Source organism: Nocardia jinanensis (genome assembly GCF_014645735.1).
GTDB lineage: Bacteria > Actinomycetota > Actinomycetes > Mycobacteriales > Mycobacteriaceae > Nocardia > Nocardia jinanensis.
In genome coordinates, this window is record NZ_BMMH01000027.1 from 15,654 (window position 1) to 33,150 (window position 17,497).

At 64.4% G+C, this 17,497-nt stretch carries 8 protein-coding genes; 6 read left to right on the forward strand and 2 right to left on the reverse strand.

Going from position 1 to position 17,497, the window contains the following annotated elements; all coding sequences use genetic code 11:
* Window positions 1–152: 152 nt before the first annotated feature.
* From IEY68_RS31600 to IEY68_RS31625, 6 genes are all read left to right on the forward strand, one after another.
* Complete coding sequence (locus IEY68_RS31600; protein ID WP_063000561.1) at window positions 153–1,649, forward strand: DUF2397 domain-containing protein; 1,497 nt, start codon at window positions 153–155, stop codon at window positions 1,647–1,649.
* Window positions 1,646–2,836 carry a TIGR02678 family protein gene (locus tag IEY68_RS31605; RefSeq protein ID WP_063000559.1) on the forward strand — a complete coding sequence of 397 codons (1,191 nt, stop codon included), beginning with the start codon at window positions 1,646–1,648 and terminating at the stop codon, window positions 2,834–2,836. Before IEY68_RS31600 ends, IEY68_RS31605 begins: the two co-directional genes overlap by 4 nt.
* Window positions 2,833–6,963, forward strand: a complete 4,131-nt coding sequence (locus IEY68_RS31610; RefSeq protein WP_063000557.1) for a TIGR02680 family protein — start codon at window positions 2,833–2,835, stop codon at window positions 6,961–6,963. The genes IEY68_RS31605 and IEY68_RS31610 overlap by 4 nt, the downstream gene beginning before the upstream one ends.
* Window positions 6,960–8,186: a TIGR02679 family protein gene (locus IEY68_RS31615; protein ID WP_063916459.1), complete on the forward strand. Its 1,227-nt coding sequence runs from the start codon at window positions 6,960–6,962 to the stop codon at window positions 8,184–8,186. Before IEY68_RS31610 ends, IEY68_RS31615 begins: the two co-directional genes overlap by 4 nt.
* A gap of 338 nt (window positions 8,187–8,524) precedes the next feature.
* On the forward strand, window positions 8,525–14,566 hold the full coding sequence (gene proA, locus IEY68_RS31620; protein ID WP_063000553.1) for an anti-phage protein ProA: 6,042 nt from the start codon (window positions 8,525–8,527) through the stop codon (window positions 14,564–14,566).
* Between the two features lie 306 nt (window positions 14,567–14,872).
* Window positions 14,873–15,175 (forward strand): hypothetical protein, encoded by a 303-nt coding sequence (locus IEY68_RS31625; protein ID WP_063000588.1) that lies wholly within the window; start codon window positions 14,873–14,875, stop codon window positions 15,173–15,175.
* 309 nt (window positions 15,176–15,484) lie between these two features.
* On the opposite strand, the gene IEY68_RS31630 is transcribed toward IEY68_RS31625, so the two are convergent.
* Together IEY68_RS31630 and IEY68_RS31635 are read right to left on the reverse strand one after the other, a co-directional pair.
* Complete coding sequence (locus IEY68_RS31630) at window positions 15,485–16,234, reverse strand: hypothetical protein (protein ID WP_189094607.1); 750 nt, start codon at window positions 16,232–16,234, stop codon at window positions 15,485–15,487.
* 309 nt (window positions 16,235–16,543) lie between these two features.
* Window positions 16,544–17,197: a uracil-DNA glycosylase family protein gene (locus IEY68_RS31635; RefSeq protein WP_063000551.1), complete on the reverse strand. Its 654-nt coding sequence runs from the start codon at window positions 17,195–17,197 to the stop codon at window positions 16,544–16,546.
* Window positions 17,198–17,497 lie beyond the last annotated feature (300 nt).

Sequence of the window (17,497 nt, forward strand, 5' to 3'; positions counted from 1 at the left end):
CACTGTTTCGGTCGGAATACCGCCCACCGCCCGCTCGCCGCAGCAACCGCACCCTGATACGGGGTAGTTGACGGTCCGAGTTGCGGAGCCCTGCTGAGCCACCGGATCGTCATCTAACGTTGAGGCAGGCAAGCGCGAGCGAAGGACGCGATATGGGGGAATCGACCCGCGAACCGGCCCATCTGGACCTGTTCCGCTACCTGACCGCGGACGAACGCGACGAATACATCGCGATCATGTCGCATTTCACGTCTTCCCTGCTTGCCGATATGTCCGCCGCAACCGCCGCCGAACTGCTCACCGCGGCCGGTACCCCACTCGCGGCCGATACCACCGAAACTCGCTGCAAGCAGCTCGTGCGCTGGGGAAATCTGGTGCCCTCATTGCGGGATACCCGAGTCACCACTGTTGCGGACTACCTGCGAGCTCGTTCGCGGTACCAGGTTTCGAGCTTGGGCGGGCGCGTGCACCGCGGGGCGCTCGAGATCATGTCGGCTGCCGACGGCGCGCGCGAGGTTGCGCGCGAACTGCTCGGGCAGATCGCCCACGCGCTCGCGGACATTCCCAAGCTCCTGGATGCCGGCATCGAGGGTGAACGCGGTGAACGCCTCGCGGGAACCGTCACCACAGTGTTCAACAATCAGCGGTTGTTCACCGATAGCGTCACCGATTTCTATGCATACCTGTCCGGCGTGCTGACCCGGTTCGATCTCGGGGGTGAGGAGTATGCACAGTTCAAGTCGCTGCTGCTGGACTATGTCGATCTCATCAATGCCGATGTGAACAAGCACGCTCCGCTTATCGCCGAGGCGTTGAACCAGGTTCTCGCAGTTCTCGACCGGTTGCTTCCCGTCCTGGATGCACTGCCCGGCTTACAGTTGGGCGACGATATAGCAGTCGAACGCTCGGCGGGGCGCGCGCGATCGGATTGGGAGCAGCTGTATCAATGGTATTCGGGTGAGGAATCCGGTCCGGGACAGCTACGGGCAGCCGCCGGCCAGGCACTCGGACAGCTGATCGCCAACGCGAAACGGATTCTCGATTCCTCCCGGACCGGGTATTCGCGGCGGGCGGACCTGCTGCGCCTGGCCGGGCGGCTCGCCCGGGCGTCGGACGCCGAAGCGGATCGGCTGTTCACCGCCGGCTTCGGGGCCTGGCCCGCCCGGCACCTCGGGTTGGGTCCCGAAGAGCCGGACCCACAGATCACGCCGACGACATCGTGGATGGTGGCCGACCCCATCGATGTTCCGGTGTCCCTGCGGGAACGCGGTAATCGTGTCGCGAAGGGTCGCTCCTCTCGGGTGCCGGACACCGCCACCGATCGCAGGATGGTCGAGGCCGCGGCTCGTGCGGAGGCACAGCGCCTGCGCGAAGCCGCGGCCGAACTCGCCGCGTGTGGCGCTCTGGATGGAGCCCGGCTGTCACCCGCGGCGCGTGGAGTCCTTCTGGAACAGCTCGGTCGGCTACTGACGACCGATCACGATGCCGACGCGGTCATCGTCGATTACGATCTCGGCCTTGCGCTCGAAGCCACCCGAGGTCGCCGCACCCGGATCGATTCCCATGACGGGACCCTCACCGTCGAGGGCTACACCCTCAGTATCCGCTCTATCGACAGCTCGCTCGCCGCGCTCCCCGATGCCCTATGAGCCGCGACTCCGGACGCCGCTCCCTGGGCACGCGCTCACAAGATGCGGCCGGTCTGCGCGAGGCGGCCAGAGCGCTACTGACGACACCGGTCATCACCGCAACTCGCCGTCCGGAGACTATCGCCCTGGTCCGTCGTCATGTGACCGCGCTCCGTACGATGTTCAGTACGCAACTCGGATACCACCTGATCGCGGAGTCCGGTTTCGCGCGACTGGTCAAACTGCCGCCCGAACCCAGCTCACCCGCAAGGACCCTCGCGCGGCGCAACGGTACTCCGCTGGGCGCGCCGACCTACACCTTGGTCGCACTCGCGTGCGCGGCACTGCTGGCCCCAGGGGTCGGTGAGCAGATCCTCATCTCCCAGCTCGTCGCCCAGATCCGCTCCGACGCTGCGGAGCAAGGGATCAGCGTCCCGGACGACCTCCCACAGCGCCGGCGGCTCGTAGCGGCGCTGTCCGTGCTGATCGATTGGGGAGTGCTCACCGAGACCGACGGTACCATCGGCCGCTGGGGCGACACCGGCGCAGACGAAGCGCTGTTGACGATCTGCCGACCGCTACTGCCACATCTGCTGGTTCGGTCGATCGGTCCCGGAGCAACCGATGACAGCATCCTGGCGCCGGAAGCCGGGGCACCCAGGCGCCGCCTGCGCCGTCGGCTCGCCGAGGATCCAGTTGTACTGCGCCGCGATTTGAGTCCCGAAGAACTGGATGTGCTGTCGAGGGAGCGCACCGAACTCAGCCGGCTTCTCAACGACAATTTCGGGCTCGTCCTGGAAGTCCGGGCCGAGGGCGCTCTGGCCTACGATCCGGCCGAAACGCTCAGCGATATCGAGTTTCCCGGTGCGGGCAGCGTGAAGCAGGCCGGTCTTCTGCTCGTCGGTGCCCTAGCAGATCGGGCGGAGCAGTCGCAGTCGGCCGCGCCGGAATTCCCCTGGGCAGTAGTCGAAGACAGACTGGGAGAACTGCTGGATCAAAACCGAAGAGTATGGAAATCCGAATACGGCGACGCCCCTGAACGGCTGCGCGACGATGTCGTCGCCCTTCTGGTATCGCTGCGGCTCATCGAAATCAGCGATTCCGGGGTCCGCTTGCTCGGGCCCGCCTTCCGCTACCGGCCCCGGGCGGTAGCGCAGCACAGCCAGTTGACCTTGGATTCCTTCGATGAAGAGAGAGGCCGGTCGTGACCGCGGAAACCGTTAAACATTTCGATCAGCGCTGGCGGTTGACCCGCGCCGGTGTGGTCAATGTCTGGCACTATCTCGACAACGAATTCATCATCTCCGGTGGCAGGCTGATTCTGCGCGGCGCCAACGGCTCCGGGAAGTCTCGTGCCCTGGAGATGCTGCTGCCCTTCCTACTGGATGCCGATCGCAGGCGGATGGACGCCACCGGCTCGCAGAAGGTGAGCCTCGACGAATTGATGCGCACCGGTGCTCGTGGCCAGACCAACCGAATCGGCTATCTGTGGGTGGAACTGGCCCGTCCCGGGGAACACCTGACTCTCGGCGCCCACATCAAATACAGCGCCTCGGCGCACCGGTCCGAAGTCCGGTTCTTCACCACCGGGCTGCGGGTCGGTGAGGAGCTACCGCTGCTCGACGCCAACCGGGATCCGCTGCCCCGGGGTCGGCTTGCCGAACGAATCGGGCAGCAGAGTCTCACCGATGCCGAGCAGCATCGTGAAGTCGTCCGTACCAGAGTATTCGGGCTGCACGGCGAGACAGGTCGCGACAGGTTCACCGGTCTCGTACAGCTCCTGCACACTCTGCGCTCTCCCGATGTGGGTAACAGGATCGACGAGGGCAAACTGCCGCAGATCCTGTCGGACGCACTACCGCCGCTCAGTGAGCACACACTCGAACAGACCGGTAACCGCCTCGACGGACTCACCGAGACTCGCGCGGCACAGGAGAAACTGGTCGAAACGCTCGGCCATGTCCAGCGTTTCCATGCTGTGTACAGCGCGTATGCCGCCGGGGTGTTGGTCCAGAGCGCCACGGTGCTGCGAGACGCGGCCGGAGAACTCGAATCCGCACGCGAGGAACGCCGAGATCTCACCGACCAGCTGAACAGGGCCCATAGCGACCACGCTGCCGCAACCACCAGGGCAGCCGAGTTGGAGGATGCCGTCGAGGAGTTGCGCACCTCCATCGATGGTCTGCGTACGGCGCCATTGTTCAAGAAGGCCGAAGACCTCGCCCAGCGGGCTACTGCTGTCGCTGCCCTCCAGCGTTCTGCCGAGCAGGCGCTGGCAAACGCCCATCGGGCACGAACCGACGAAACGGACGCCGCCGCGCGCACCACGAACGTAGTGGCCGAGCTGCAGGCGGCCGTGACCGTGGCTGCCGATCTGCTCGCGCAGGCGGTCGAGCGGCTCGCGGTGGAAGACATCTCCCGCAACCGGCTACCGATTTCGATCGAGATGCGTACGGAACCGGACCACACCGTCATCGATTCTGTTCAGGATTCACTCGATCAGGCACCGGTCGCCATCGAACGACCTCGTTCGGCAGGTGTCGAGATGCTCCCCGAGTCGTTGGACGACACCGCCTCCGCGGCGCAAGACTGCGCACGGGCTGCCGAAGAGCGGGAGACGAAAGCCCGTCGACGCGAGGACGAGGCACGGCGGCTCGCCGGGCAACGCGCAGCAGTCGAGTCGCTCGAACGTGAGGCGGACGAGAAGCAGCAAGCCGCAGACGATGCGGACACCATCTCCGCGGAGGCCGCCGGCGACCGTGACGAACTGGGGGTCGCTCTGAACCGGGGCTGGCGCGCCTGGTTGGATTCCGGCACCACCGAAACTCTCCTTGTAGAAATCGATCGATCCCATTCGGCGATCGAGGCTCTGGACAGCGATGTCGAAATCCTGTGCGGTGACGACCCCAGTACCGATCTGCTGCTCGACGACCTCGATCGGCTTGCCACCCGATTGGCCACGCCGGTCGTTGATCGGCTGGCCGTCGATGTCTCCCAGATCAACGATGAGATCAGGGCAGAAAGGGACACCGCCGCCGAATTGACCGTCCGGCAGCGCGAACTGGAGGCCGAACAGGATCCGGAACCTCCGGCCGCACCCTGGCAGGCGCCTACCAGCGGTGTCCCGCTGTGGCGGGTCATCGATTTCCAGCCGGGCGTGCCGGATGCCGACCGGGCCGGTATCGAGGGCGCCCTCCTGGCCTCCGGACTGTTGACCGCGACGCTGGACGGAAATGGCGACTTGCGCTCCGTAGACGGCGAAGCCCTGCTGCGCGCGGCGACCGTTCCGGTCGGTTCGCCGTTATCCGAGGCGCTGCGACCGGATCCTTCCGCGGCAGAACACGCCACAGCGGTCCAGCGCGTGTTGGCGAGCATCGGTTGGCAGGATCCACACGCCACGACCTCGGTCGGCCCCGACGGCACCTGGCGAAACGGCGCACTGCTGGGCCGCCATATGCCGACCGCGGCGCAGCACATCGGCGCGACCGCCCGTGCGGCGGCACGCCGCGAACACCTCGCTGCTATCAAGGCCCGGTTGGGGCGAATCGCGGAAAGCCTCACCGCGCACCAGGATCGTTTGCGGGATCTCGGTGCACACCGGACAGCACTCGACGCCCATCTGCGCACAGCACCGACGTCGCGCGCGCTTGTCGAACGGCGTGTGACCGCCCGCACCCAGCGGAAGCAGGCAGAAGACGCTGCGGACCGAGCCTGGAATAACGCACGGCGCGCCGAATCCGCACGCTCCGACTGGAGCCGCCGCGAAAAGGAGCATCGTGATCTCTGCAACGCTATGGCACTTCCGCCGGATGCGGACGATCTCCGTGCGGTGCAGACGCGGTGCGCCCGAGCACGAGCCGTGTGCCTGGAGCTCGAGCAGTCCTGCGGATCGGTGATCGGCGTGGCGGAGCGAGCGCGGGAAGCACGGCAGGAGTATCTGAGCAAACGCAAACGCCGCACCGACGATGAGGCCACCGCCGAATCCGCCAGAAAAGACTGGTATAGGGAGGCGACGGAACTCGCCGCGCTACACGAGGCGCTCGAACTGCCCCTCCGGGAGCTGACCGCGCAAATCGAGGCCAGCGAAGCCGAGCTGAAGCGTACAAACCGGCAGCGGCAAGAAGCCGATCACAGGGCACAGAGCAGGAAAACCGAAGCGGAGACGACAAAGGTGCGCCTGGAGACCGCGAACCGCAGCGAACGGTCCAGCGCCGGGCACCTACGACAGACCGGCGACCTCTTCAACAACCGCATGCATCTACCCGGTCTGCGGGCATCGGCCACTCCACAACCGCTGAAACCGATCCAGGATGTCACCGATCCGGCCGCTGCCCGGCGCACCGCCGAGGAGGTGCTCCGGGCGCTGCGCAGTACCAAAGCCCACGACGTGAACCGGCTGCTCACCGCGCTCACCAAATTCGGCGCCGACACCTCCGGCCATCTCGAGGTATTGCACCACATCGAACACGGAGTGCATCTCATCCGCCTCGAAGGCGCCGAAAATTATCACGACCTTCCCGCAGTTCTCGCCTATCTGGAGAACCGGGTCGAAGTCGGCCGCCACGCGCTCACCGAACGGGAGCGGGAGGTCTTCACCGAATTCGTCCTGGGAAATGTCACCGAAGAACTCCGCCGCCGCGTGCATCAGGCCCGGCAGCTCGTACAAGCCATGAGTACCAGCCTGGCCGGTACCAGGACCAGCCACGGCATCGGCGTCCGGATCGGCTGGGAGCTCGACAGCGGCGACTCGGAACTCCAACGCCTGATGCAGCTTGTGGGTATTGCCGACCAGGTTCGTTCCGAGCAGGACAGCGAGGAACTCGTCGGACTGGTCCGTGAACGTGTGCAGCGCTTACACACTACCGACGCGTCCAGCGGATACACCGCTCATCTGCGCGAAGCCCTGGACTACCGTTCGTGGCATTCCGTCGAGGTCACGATTCTCGGTCCGGATCCCGGGCAGGTTCGGCGCATATCGCGGCGCGCCAAGATCTCCCAAGGCGAAACGCGGTTCGTCTCCTACGTGACCCTTTTCGCTGCCGCCGACGGCTACCTCTCCGGTCTCCCTGATGCCGAACGCGCACTGCGGCTGGTACTGCTCGACGACGCGTTCGCCAAGGTGGACCAACGGGCCATAGGCGAACTCATGGGTCTGCTGGTGCGCTTGGATATCGATTTCGTCATGACCGGCCATGCCCTGTGGGGGACCGTGCCGGAAGTCCCGGCCCTGGACATCTATGAAATCCGCCGTGTCGGCGACAGCAGCGTGGTGCCCACCCGGATCCACTGGGACGGCCGCAACCGCAACTACCTGGTTTCGGTGCAGCCTCGATGACACTTCCCGCGCCTTTGCTGGAGTACCTCTCCGCGCCGAGCCTGCTCGACGTGTGGATGACGCTGCGCAACCGACTCGAACGCACGGGTCATGCAATCTCAGGAACAGTCCGGGTCGATCTGAATGCCGATGCCGCGGACCGCCTGTCCGGACTGCTGGGTCGCCCTATTCTAGCGGGGATCCGCACCCTATCGGTGAGCGATCTGGATGCCGCCCTGCTGCGCAGTTCCGCAGGCCGGGGCCTGGTCCCCGTCCTGGCCGAGCTCACCGGCGGGCCACTCCGGGACCGCCCCTCGGAACGCCTGGGGCGCCGGCAGGCGGTCAGCGCCCTGTGGGCGGACGTCGAACAGACGATCCACGACCGTGGACTCTCGTCGACCCCGTGGGTCCGTCCCTGGATCGAATGGCTACACAGCACCGGTCTGCTGATCAGGTCCGTGACGACGGCCCGGCAGGAATTCGACACAGCCGCCCACGCTCTCGCCCTCGCCCTGTTGTCCGACCCACCCCAGCGCATCCTCGGGGAATTGGCGACCGCGGTCGCCGGCAACGCCCACGCACTCGACAAGGACACACTCGCGGGTCGCCTGGCCCTCCGGGCGCTCTGTTTCGCATTCGACCACCCGGAACCCACTACCGCACGCGACCGGATCAACCTGTGGCGGCTTGCCGGCATCACCGTGGACACGATCTCGAGCACGGTCCTCACCTGGGGACTGCGACCTCCCGGCGCGGACGCATGGTCGGTCATGATGCGAACGCGGGCCGACCTCGGCCTCGTCACCCACCTGACTCTCGCCGAACTGTCGTCCACCGATGCCTTGCTGACCCTGCCCGGTACCACCGTGGCGGCCTGCGAGAACCCCCAGGTCCTCCAGCGCGCCGCCGAGGCGGGCGTGGGTCGGACTCTCATCTGTTTCAGTGGCAACCCGTCATCAGCGGGATCGGTCCTGGCCGGGCGGGTGAATCTGCGGTACCACGGGGACTTCGACTGGCCGGGTATCAGCATCGCGGCCCGCCTGCACGCGGCCGGAGCCGGGCTGTGGCGGATGAGCGCGACCGATTACCTCGAAGCGGCGGCCCGCGGGACAACCCGGCTTCCGCTCTCGGGCTCGCCCATACCCACGACCTGGGACCCGGAACTGTCCCAGGCAATGGACCGAGTAGGCGTCGCGGTACACGAAGAGTCCGTGATCAACACCCTGCTCGAGGACCTACGGTGAGGTGTCTCCGCAGCGCCTCATCATGCTTTGATGGCTCTTCCAGCCTGGACCATCGCATCGAAAAGCCTTTGCTGCCAAATTTTCTGCTGCTCCGCCGTGCCGCGATAACCACTCGGCCCGGTGCTGCGATGCCCGAAATACCTCGGACTGATTGCCGTTTTGGAGAAGGACTGCCAAAAGAAACTCCACCCCAGCGCAGGAAACCGCCCGAACACGAACACAGCCCGCAACTGCGGCAATCGCGCGAGCCGGCAGTCAGTAACGTCTATTGATCTTCACCGATGTCCAGAGCAGAGCTCGACATACGAGCCCCACGCGGGCATGGGACACAATGAGCGATGCGCAAAAGGGTGGAGGCAGATGTGACGCAGGTGCCGCTATGGGAAGACACCACGGCAGTAGAGCAGGGGCTCACTGTACAGGTGCTGACCCAACCCGCGATCAACCTCGCACTCGTGCACAACGGCGTTCCCTTGATCGCTGGGCTTCGCGTTACGAATACTTCGGACTCGCCCTCAGTAGATGTCACAGTGACGGTCCGAATCCATGGCAACGGTGCAGAACTCGCGCAGCCCTGGACTCGAACCCACGACGGCAATCTCGGAGCTGCCGACGACGTGTTCTGGGACGATTTTTCCGACTTCGCCCCGTCGACCTCGTGCCTGAGCGATCTGAACGAATCCCATCCCGCAACGTTGAGTGTCACGATCTCTCGCCTGTGGGGTCCGGAGGTTCACCTCACGGTGCCGATCAAGGTCCTCGCACACAATGAGTGGTTCAACGCTCCGATATTCTACGATTCGCTGGCGGCGTTCGTGCAGCCGAACACCAATGCGGTCCATTCCGTGCTGAGCGATGCTGCCGAACTCCTTCGATCGCAAACAGGTAACTCCTCGATCAGCGGGTATCAAGACAGCCCCGAACGTGCCGCCTTCATCGCTGCCGCCATTTACGAGGCACTGCGTACACGGCAGATCCGATACATCAACCCGCCGGCCTCGTTCGAGGACACCGGTCAGAAGATTCGCACGACCGCCCAGGTGCTGGAGCAGAGGTTCGGCACCTGTATCGACCTTTCCGTGACCTATGCGGCGTGTTTGGAAGCCGCTGGCCTGCGCCCACTGGTGTGGCTGGTCGAGGGCCACGCATTCGGTGGTTTCCTCCGCAATGAGGTGAATCTGGCCCATCCGTCCCTGACCGAGCAGAACGCCCTCGTCAACCTCATCGAATCCGGCATTGCCGTGCCTGTCGAAGCGGTGTTCTACGACCAATCGCCGCATGGCGATTTCAAGGGCGCGATCGCGAGCGCCAGGCGACATTTCAGCAGTCCGGAGACCCTCGGGGGCGTTATCGGCATCGCGGCGGCGCGGAAGAGCGGCGTACGCCCGATTCCGAGCACCGACGATATCGCCCCTGTTACCCACTCCGAGTCAGCGAATCTCCGGAGCATCGCTCTCGAACTCCCGGAGGAGCTGCAGAATCAACGCAGCAACGACGATGTGCTGGAAGTGGCCGATCACGCTCCAGCCCGGGTCCGGAAATGGAAGCGCGCGCTCCTCGACCTGAGCACGCGCAATCGCTTGCTCAACCTCAAGCCGTCGCGTCAGGTCATCGACCTCAACGTACCGAGGGGAGGGCTACCAGTCCTCGACGACCTCGTCCATGCCGGAACTGCGATCACGGTGACCCCACACGACGATCTCTCCTCGATCCATCAGCTTCGAGGAGCACGCCGCGCGGCCGAAATAGATCCGGACGAGCTCAGGACCCTCCTGTCGGATGAACACAAGTTGTACGCGGCCGTCTCTCGCGATACGTACGCACGCCGTTTCAAGGAGCTTTCCCGCACCGCACGGACGCTGCTCGAGGAAACCGGTAGCTCCAACCTCTACTTGACACTCGGGGTGCTCGTTCACCACACGTCTACCGGCGCCGAGGCGAGGGCTCCCCTGTTCCTGCTTCCGGTGCGGCTCACCGGTGGTACAGGCCGCGCACCGTTCCAGATCGCGGTGGACACCACCGAGGTAGCGACACCGAACCACTGTCTCGTCGAATGGCTGCGCCTGAAGCACAATGTTTCGATCGAGGCGCTCGAAGCGCCGAAGCTCGACGATAGCGGGCTGGATATCGTCCATACGTTCCGGGAGATCCGCGGAGCTCTCGTCGAAAACAATATCGATCTTCGTATCGACGAGGTCGCGACGCTGGCCATCTGCCAGTTCGGCACGTTCGGAATGTGGCGGGACCTCAACGACAGATGGGAGACTCTGGAGCAGAGCCCTATCGTCCGGCATCTGACGCATCACGCCGGACAATCGTTCCGCGATCCGCACAGCGACGGTGATTCCGGACTCGATCACGTCGACGTCGACGAGGGAGCCGTCGTTGTCCCTATTCCGGCCGACGGCTCACAACTGCGGGCAATCGCTCTCGCTGCGGAAAGGCGCACCTTCGTCCTCGAAGGCCCGCCCGGTACGGGGAAATCCCAGACGATTACCAACCTGATTGCGCACGCATTGCGCCTCGGCAAGACCGTTCTCTTCGTTGCGGAGAAGCAGGCGGCTCTCGATGTCGTGAAGAAACGGCTCGACACCATCGGCCTGCAGAATTTCACCCTCGACTTGCACGGAAAAGGACAACGGCCGAACGCTATCCGTGATCAGCTCAAAGCTGCCATCGACTGTTCGCTCTACTACAACGACCGCGCGTGGGACGTTCGACTCGCGGAATACCGGAAAAGGCTGGTTCCGCTGGCGGACTATCCGGCCACGATCCATGAGCGCAACGGCGTAGAGCGTTGCCTCTGGAGCGCGTACGAGGAAATCTTGGAGAGCGGCGACGGACCCGTCGCACCCATCCCGACAGCGTATGTCGCCCGCCCCCGGGAAAATTGGACCGAGATAAGGGACTCGCTCGATCAGTTCTCCCGAGCCGCCCGTTCCCTGGAATTCCGTGCGGGCGTTCCGTGGTCGATTGCCGGATCGATCAGCGCCGGGATCGGCCCCGACCAGATCTCGGCGGCACTACGCCGATTCGACCTGGCGCTCCGCGCCGCCCGAGCGAGCGAGCGGGTCTGGCCTTTGTTGGGGCACGTCGACCACCCCGAACGTATCAATGCCTTGGTGCCCGCAGCAGCTCGGCAACAGGGCCGGCCCGTTCCTGATGCGGTGACGCAGGCATGGATGCGCGATCACAAGTTCGCAACCCTGCGGGAGGCGCTACTTGCCGAAGTTGCGCGGCTGCATCAGGATTGCGCTCCGCTTCTGGGGAAGTTCGTCCCCGCATTTGTCGAGTCCGGTGACATACCCGCGTTCATCGCAGAAGCCGAGGAGAGCGGGAAGGGTCTGCTCAACAGAAAGAAGAAAGCGGACCGGTTCCAACGGAATATGTCCCCGTTCGCCCAGCCCGGCGCAGGTCTCGACCCGGCCGCTGCCCTTCCACTGCTCCGCGCGATACCTGGCGTGCGTGAACGAATCTCTCGGGTGCAAGCGCTCGCGCGAAACCTTCTCGGCCCTTTCGCACCACACTATTGGAACCCGCTGCACCCCGACGCCGCCGCCCAACTGAAGCCCACTTTCGCTTATGTCGCGGAGACGCTCCGGTTCGCTGACGAAAACCCGGCAGAGTGGAGACTGCTCGAATCCTTCAAAACTCCCCTGGAGAACGAGGTACGCCTACTCGCGGAACTGGGTGCAGCGTGGGACTGGATTCGCACGAACTTGGGGACCTCTGCCGACGAGATGGAGCGGTGGTGTGCCGGGGACCATTGGCTCACCGCGTGGGAACGCACTCGTTCCGAGCTTATCGAGGATGCGGAGAGCTTCCGGGCGCAGCGCATTATCGGATGGTCCCGAATGTCGGGATTTTTGACCCCGCTGCGGCGTGCCGGGCTCGACGAGTTCGTCGCGATGCTCCTCGCCGGCCGGATCCACGCCGCCGACGCAACAGGAGCGTTCATTCGCGGAACCGCAGCTACCTCGCTTGCCGAACGCCGCCGCTCGACAGGTGTGACGAATTTCGATTCGAATCTGCGTGACGGTGAGATAGAGGATTTCGTGCGCGCGGCCGACTCCTTACGCACTGAGCAAGCCTCCGCACTACCCGCCGCGCTTCTCGCACGACGCCCTTTCCGGGCCGGTTCGCTCACGGGTGCCGTCGGGGAATTGCGGCGATCGCTCGACCGAAAACGTGGTGGTGTCAGCGTCCGGCAGCTGATGAACAAATACGCCGAGCACATTCTGGCTGCCACCCCTTGTGTTTTCGTCAGCCCCGCTTCGCTCGCACAATTCATCCCACCCGGCTCGGCGACGTTCGACATCGTCGTATTCGACGAGGCATCCCAGGTAACCGTGGCACAGGCGATCGGCGCACTCGGACGTGGCCGAACAGCCGTCATCGTCGGCGATTCGCAGCAGATGCCCCCGACCTCGTTCGGTCAGGTCAGCACCACGGACGACGACGACGCCGATGAGGACGGCGGACTGGCGCCGGAGGATCTCGACAGCATCCTGACCGAATGTGTCGAGTCCGGTGTCCCACGGTTGTGGCTTTCCTGGCACTACCGCAGCCAGGACGAGACGCTCATCAACTTCTCCAATCAGAAGTACTACGAGGGCCGGCTGGCCAGCCTGCCCTCCCCTGGAGGCGATCTCACCGCCGGTATCGAATGGCGCCGCGTCGACGGCGGCTATTTCAACCGTGAAAACCGTGCCGATCTCCGCACGAACCGGGTCGAAGCCGAGGCCGTGGTCGAGGAGATCCGGACTCGACTCACCACACCGCATCTGGCCGGTCAGAGCATCGGCGTCGTAACATTCAATGCGCCGCAGCGCGACCTCGTCCAGGACCTTCTCGAAGAATGCTCCGACCCGCTGGTACGCGAGCAGATGCGGCCCGACGCCGAAGAGGGCATCTTCGTCAAGAACCTGGAGAATGTGCAGGGTGATGAGCGCGACGTCATCCTGTTCACCACCGCGTTCTCCGCCAAACCCGGCGAAACCCAGCTACCGCTCAACTTCGGTCCGCTCAGCCGGTCCGGAGGCGAGAAGCGCTTCAATGTCGCGATTACCAGGGCACGCCGCAAAGTAGTCGTCTTCACCTCATTCGACCCATCCGATATCGACCTATCGCGGACCACATCCGTGGGTATGGCCCATTTGCGTGGCTACCTGGAGACGGCAGCGCACGGATCGAGGATCGGCGAACACTCACGAATCGGTGCAGGGGTGAATCCGATCCAGAAGGATCTGCGCGCGGCCCTCCAGGAACGCGGCTACGAAACCGAAGTCAACTACGGCCTCTCCGAGTTCGTGCTGGATATCGTCGTTCGCGAGCCGGGTTGTCACCATTGGCAGGTCGCGGTGATGCTCGACGGTCCGCAGTGGGCGAGCCGGTCCACTGTCGCCGACCGCGACCTGACGCCGCGTCTGCTCGAATCGATGATGCACTGGGGTTCGTCGCTGAGGGTGTGGCTTCCCGATTGGATCGACAACCGAGCCGCGGTCCTCGCACGTATCGACCTGGCCGTCGAAGCGGCCCGCGCGCGTCGACGCGAATTCGAGAAGCAACTCGCTGCGGCCGCTGAGGTTCGCGCCGCACAGATTGCCGAAATCGAAAAGAACACACCTGACGACATTGCGTTCGAAGAGATCATCGCCGATTTCGATACCAACCGGGACATTCAGGAATCGGCAGTCGCCGCCCCGGAGATGCAGGAGCTTTCTACTGGAGCCAGACAGTTGGCGAGTGCGGTGTCCTCGGACTCGATCGACATAGACGCAGGATCCGTCCTCGAAGCCGCGCCCGCTGACCGTGACTGGCACGGACGTGGCATTGCCTATATCTCCGCCCCGGCAACGGAACTGGGAAGTCGGTCGGATCTCGACCGGACACAGTCACCGACAGTGCGGCGCATCATCACCGCCGCTGTGCGGGAAACAGTGGAAATCGAAGGGCCGATTGCACTGGAAAGATTGGCCCGTGACGTGGGCAGGCGTTTCGGCTTCGATCGAGTCGCGGCCGCGCGCAAGGATTTCGTTGCCGAATGTGTTCCTGCTGAGCTGATCTCCCGCGGTCACTTGGGCGTGTTCGTGTGGCCGCACCAGATTGCTCCCGGGATGTGGAAAGGGTACCGCGCCACTCCCGAAGGGCTTGTGCGACCGCTGAACGATATCGCCCCGGAGGAGATAGTGAACGCGATGCATGCGACCTGCGCCGGTCGTGAACTCGATTCCGAAGCCCTTATGCGCGAAACCATGACGATCTTCAATCAGCGGCGTCTCGCGGGTCCGAGTAGAGATCGCCTGGAGGCGTGCTTGGACCTGGGGCTGGAGAGCACGCGGCTCATCCGGATCGGCTCGAGGGTTCGGGCCGGGTCCTAACGCAGCCGCCCACCGACAACCCACGCAGTGCGGTTCGTCGAATAAGTTGTCCTACTTGTCGCCATGTTGGACCGAATGACGACGCTGCCGGTCGTGTCGACCTACTTCAGCCGGGCGTTGAATCCGCTCAGCTTCAGGTCGACGAGCGGCTCGACGTAGACGCCCTCCAGCGACCGCCCTGTTCGGGGGCGGTTCACTGAAGCGGGAGCACGCCTGCCCGCCTCCGGGCGCGCACAGCGTCAACGCCAGTCCATCGAGCTCGAATGCCGGCCCTGGCTCGGGCCGGTGGGCGGTAGCGTTATCCGGGTGGCGTCGAAGGCGGAGCGAAAGGCTGCACGGGATCGTGTAGCGGCGTATCACGAAGCGCATCTCGGCGAGCTGGTCGAGCACGTCGGCCGGGCGTTGGACGGATTCCGCGCCGGGCAGGCGGACGCATTCGAGGTCGATGCGCTGATCCACCAGTACCATCGAGCGGCTCAACGGCTGTGGGCATTCTGTGACCAGTCCGGTGCCCAGGTAGAAAGCGCCGCGCATCTCATCGACGACATGGCCGGCAGGGGCGAGATGATCGACTGGTGGCAGCGCGGTCTGTCGACCAGGGCCATGTAGAGCAGCCGGACACTTGAAGTCCGCTCCTGCGGCTGGCCGAGCCTTACAGCGCGGCACCACCCGGTCAACGACCATCGCCGTCCGGAACAGCGCCAATGTGATACACACCAGCACGAGCGCCAGGCAAGTAGCAGGAGATCCCAGATCGACATCAACTGTCTCCGGAATCGCTGGCCGGCCAGCGGAAACCGCGTGGATTCGCCGATCTGTGACTATCGCAGTTTCAGCGTCAAAGCCTTGGGCGGCCGGCGTGCCCGTCATGGATCCCCTCCCTCCATACGCCGCCAATCTTCTGTAACACCGGAATCTTCAGATGCGATCATCGGGTCGCCGACGCTGAACCGACTCGCGCAGCCGGTTCAACTCTGCCTGCAATTTTCGCCGGGCCTTTTTGGAGAGCACGTACGCCGGACCGTCCGCCACACTGTTGATCGCCCTATGATGCGCGAACGCCCAGGCGTTGATCTCGGTCAGCACCCGTCGTTCCCGCTCGAGCCCTGGCTGTTCGACCAACGCGATAACATCCGCGTGCTGAGTGATGAGCTCGATTGCCAGCTCGGCATCATCGGATCGGCACGCCTTGCGGAGCGCAACGACAATCGCCAGCACGCGAGCATGGTCGACACCGATTGGTTCTGTCGGGGCTGGGGCGGGCGTCGGCGGACGGACCACTCCGTTGTCCTCGATCCGGCAGTCGGCGAGCCGATACCACTCGATATCCTCGGCGGCCCGCTCCTGGATCCCCAGTCGGACAACGCGTTCGCCCTCCTCCTCGCCACACCGGATGCGGACGACGTAGCCGTCCCGGTTTACGAGTATCCGCGCGGTCCTGTCGGCCTCGGGACCAACCATCCAATCGAACCGGCCCAGCGCTCCTCGTAACTCGTCGTCGAGCGCCGAAAACTGATCGAACGGCAAATCCACAAGTTGAATCCGTACCGTCCAGGCGTCGCCAACATTGGATACCAGCAGGTCTGTGCATTCGCCGTCACTGAACGTTCCCTCGAACCGCTGCTTCGCCCCGTGCTCGCGTAGCGCACCGGTCAACGCCCGGTGCATGAACAGGTGGTCGGCGCTGTCTTCCCCTGAGCGGATACGGCCGCATTCCGGTCCACCCGGCAGGTGTGCGAAATGGCAGGCACGATCCCGGTAGAGCTTGTTGTTCAGTTCCCATCCGCAGCCGCCGAGTAGTCGCCCGCAGTAGTACCGGCGGTTGCGGTAGCGCCTGCGAAATGCCATCGCGGCAAGAAGTTCCGGCGGTAGATAAAGGGGCGAATCGGAGGACGGGCCGCCCAGAACGGCGGTCTGGACGAGCCGGTTATCCATTGCTCACCACCCCAACCAGCGTCCACTTCGAAACCAGCGACATCAGTCCCTGATGACCCTCTCAGCCCTGACCATCTCGACGAACAGTTGTTGCCGCCATACCTTCTGCTGTTCGACCGAGCCACGGTAACCACTCGGTCCGGTACTGCGGTGCGAGAAGTGTTTCAGGCTGCGCGCTGTTCTGGGATACGACTGTCGGAATAGATCCCATCCGCGGTTGGGCACGTCACCGAACACGAACACGGCCTGGAGTTGCGGCAAGCGCGCGATCACTTGGATCACAAGATCGACCCCTTCGAGTAGATATGGCTCTCGCAGGCTGGGTTTCAGCTCGCCGAGCCCCTTCTCGTACCACGGGTAGATATTCCAGCTCACACAAGCCGCCCGGTCGATCCGGGCATGATCGAGTGCCTCAGCGATCCGCGATGCGGCTGGATCGCAGTTCTCGACCGATAGCAATCCGGAGCCGCCGGGCAGGTCAAGTCTCGTTTTCTCCCCCGGCGACAGGGTCAGCAACAGCAACCGCGCCGCGGATCCGCCGAACTCAGGAGAAATGTGCGGGACGAATTTGCCCGGCTTCCGCGCCGTCAGCTCGTCGACGTACTCGTTCAGCTCCCGGACATGCGGGTCGTAGATCCGTGCGCGGAGGTCATCGCTATATCCGCGGGACTTCATCCGGTGATACATCTGTGCCATCCCCATCCAGGGAACCGAGCCGCGGATGTCGACGATGCCACAGCAGTCCGACATCGTCGCGGCAAAGCCGGGCAGTACAGGACGACTTGTACAGATGAGTGGCCGCCGGTCGTGGTCCGACCGCAGAGTACGGGCCGGACAGGTCGGACGGTCACCACTCGACGTTGCCCGGCCATTGGTAACGTTGACCGACCAAGTACGCGACCCGCATCCGGCCGCGGGGGAACCAAGCGGTAGGTGGTGACGTGGCACACAACGACGACCGGTGGATCGAGGTATCCAAGTCGGCGTTTCCGCATG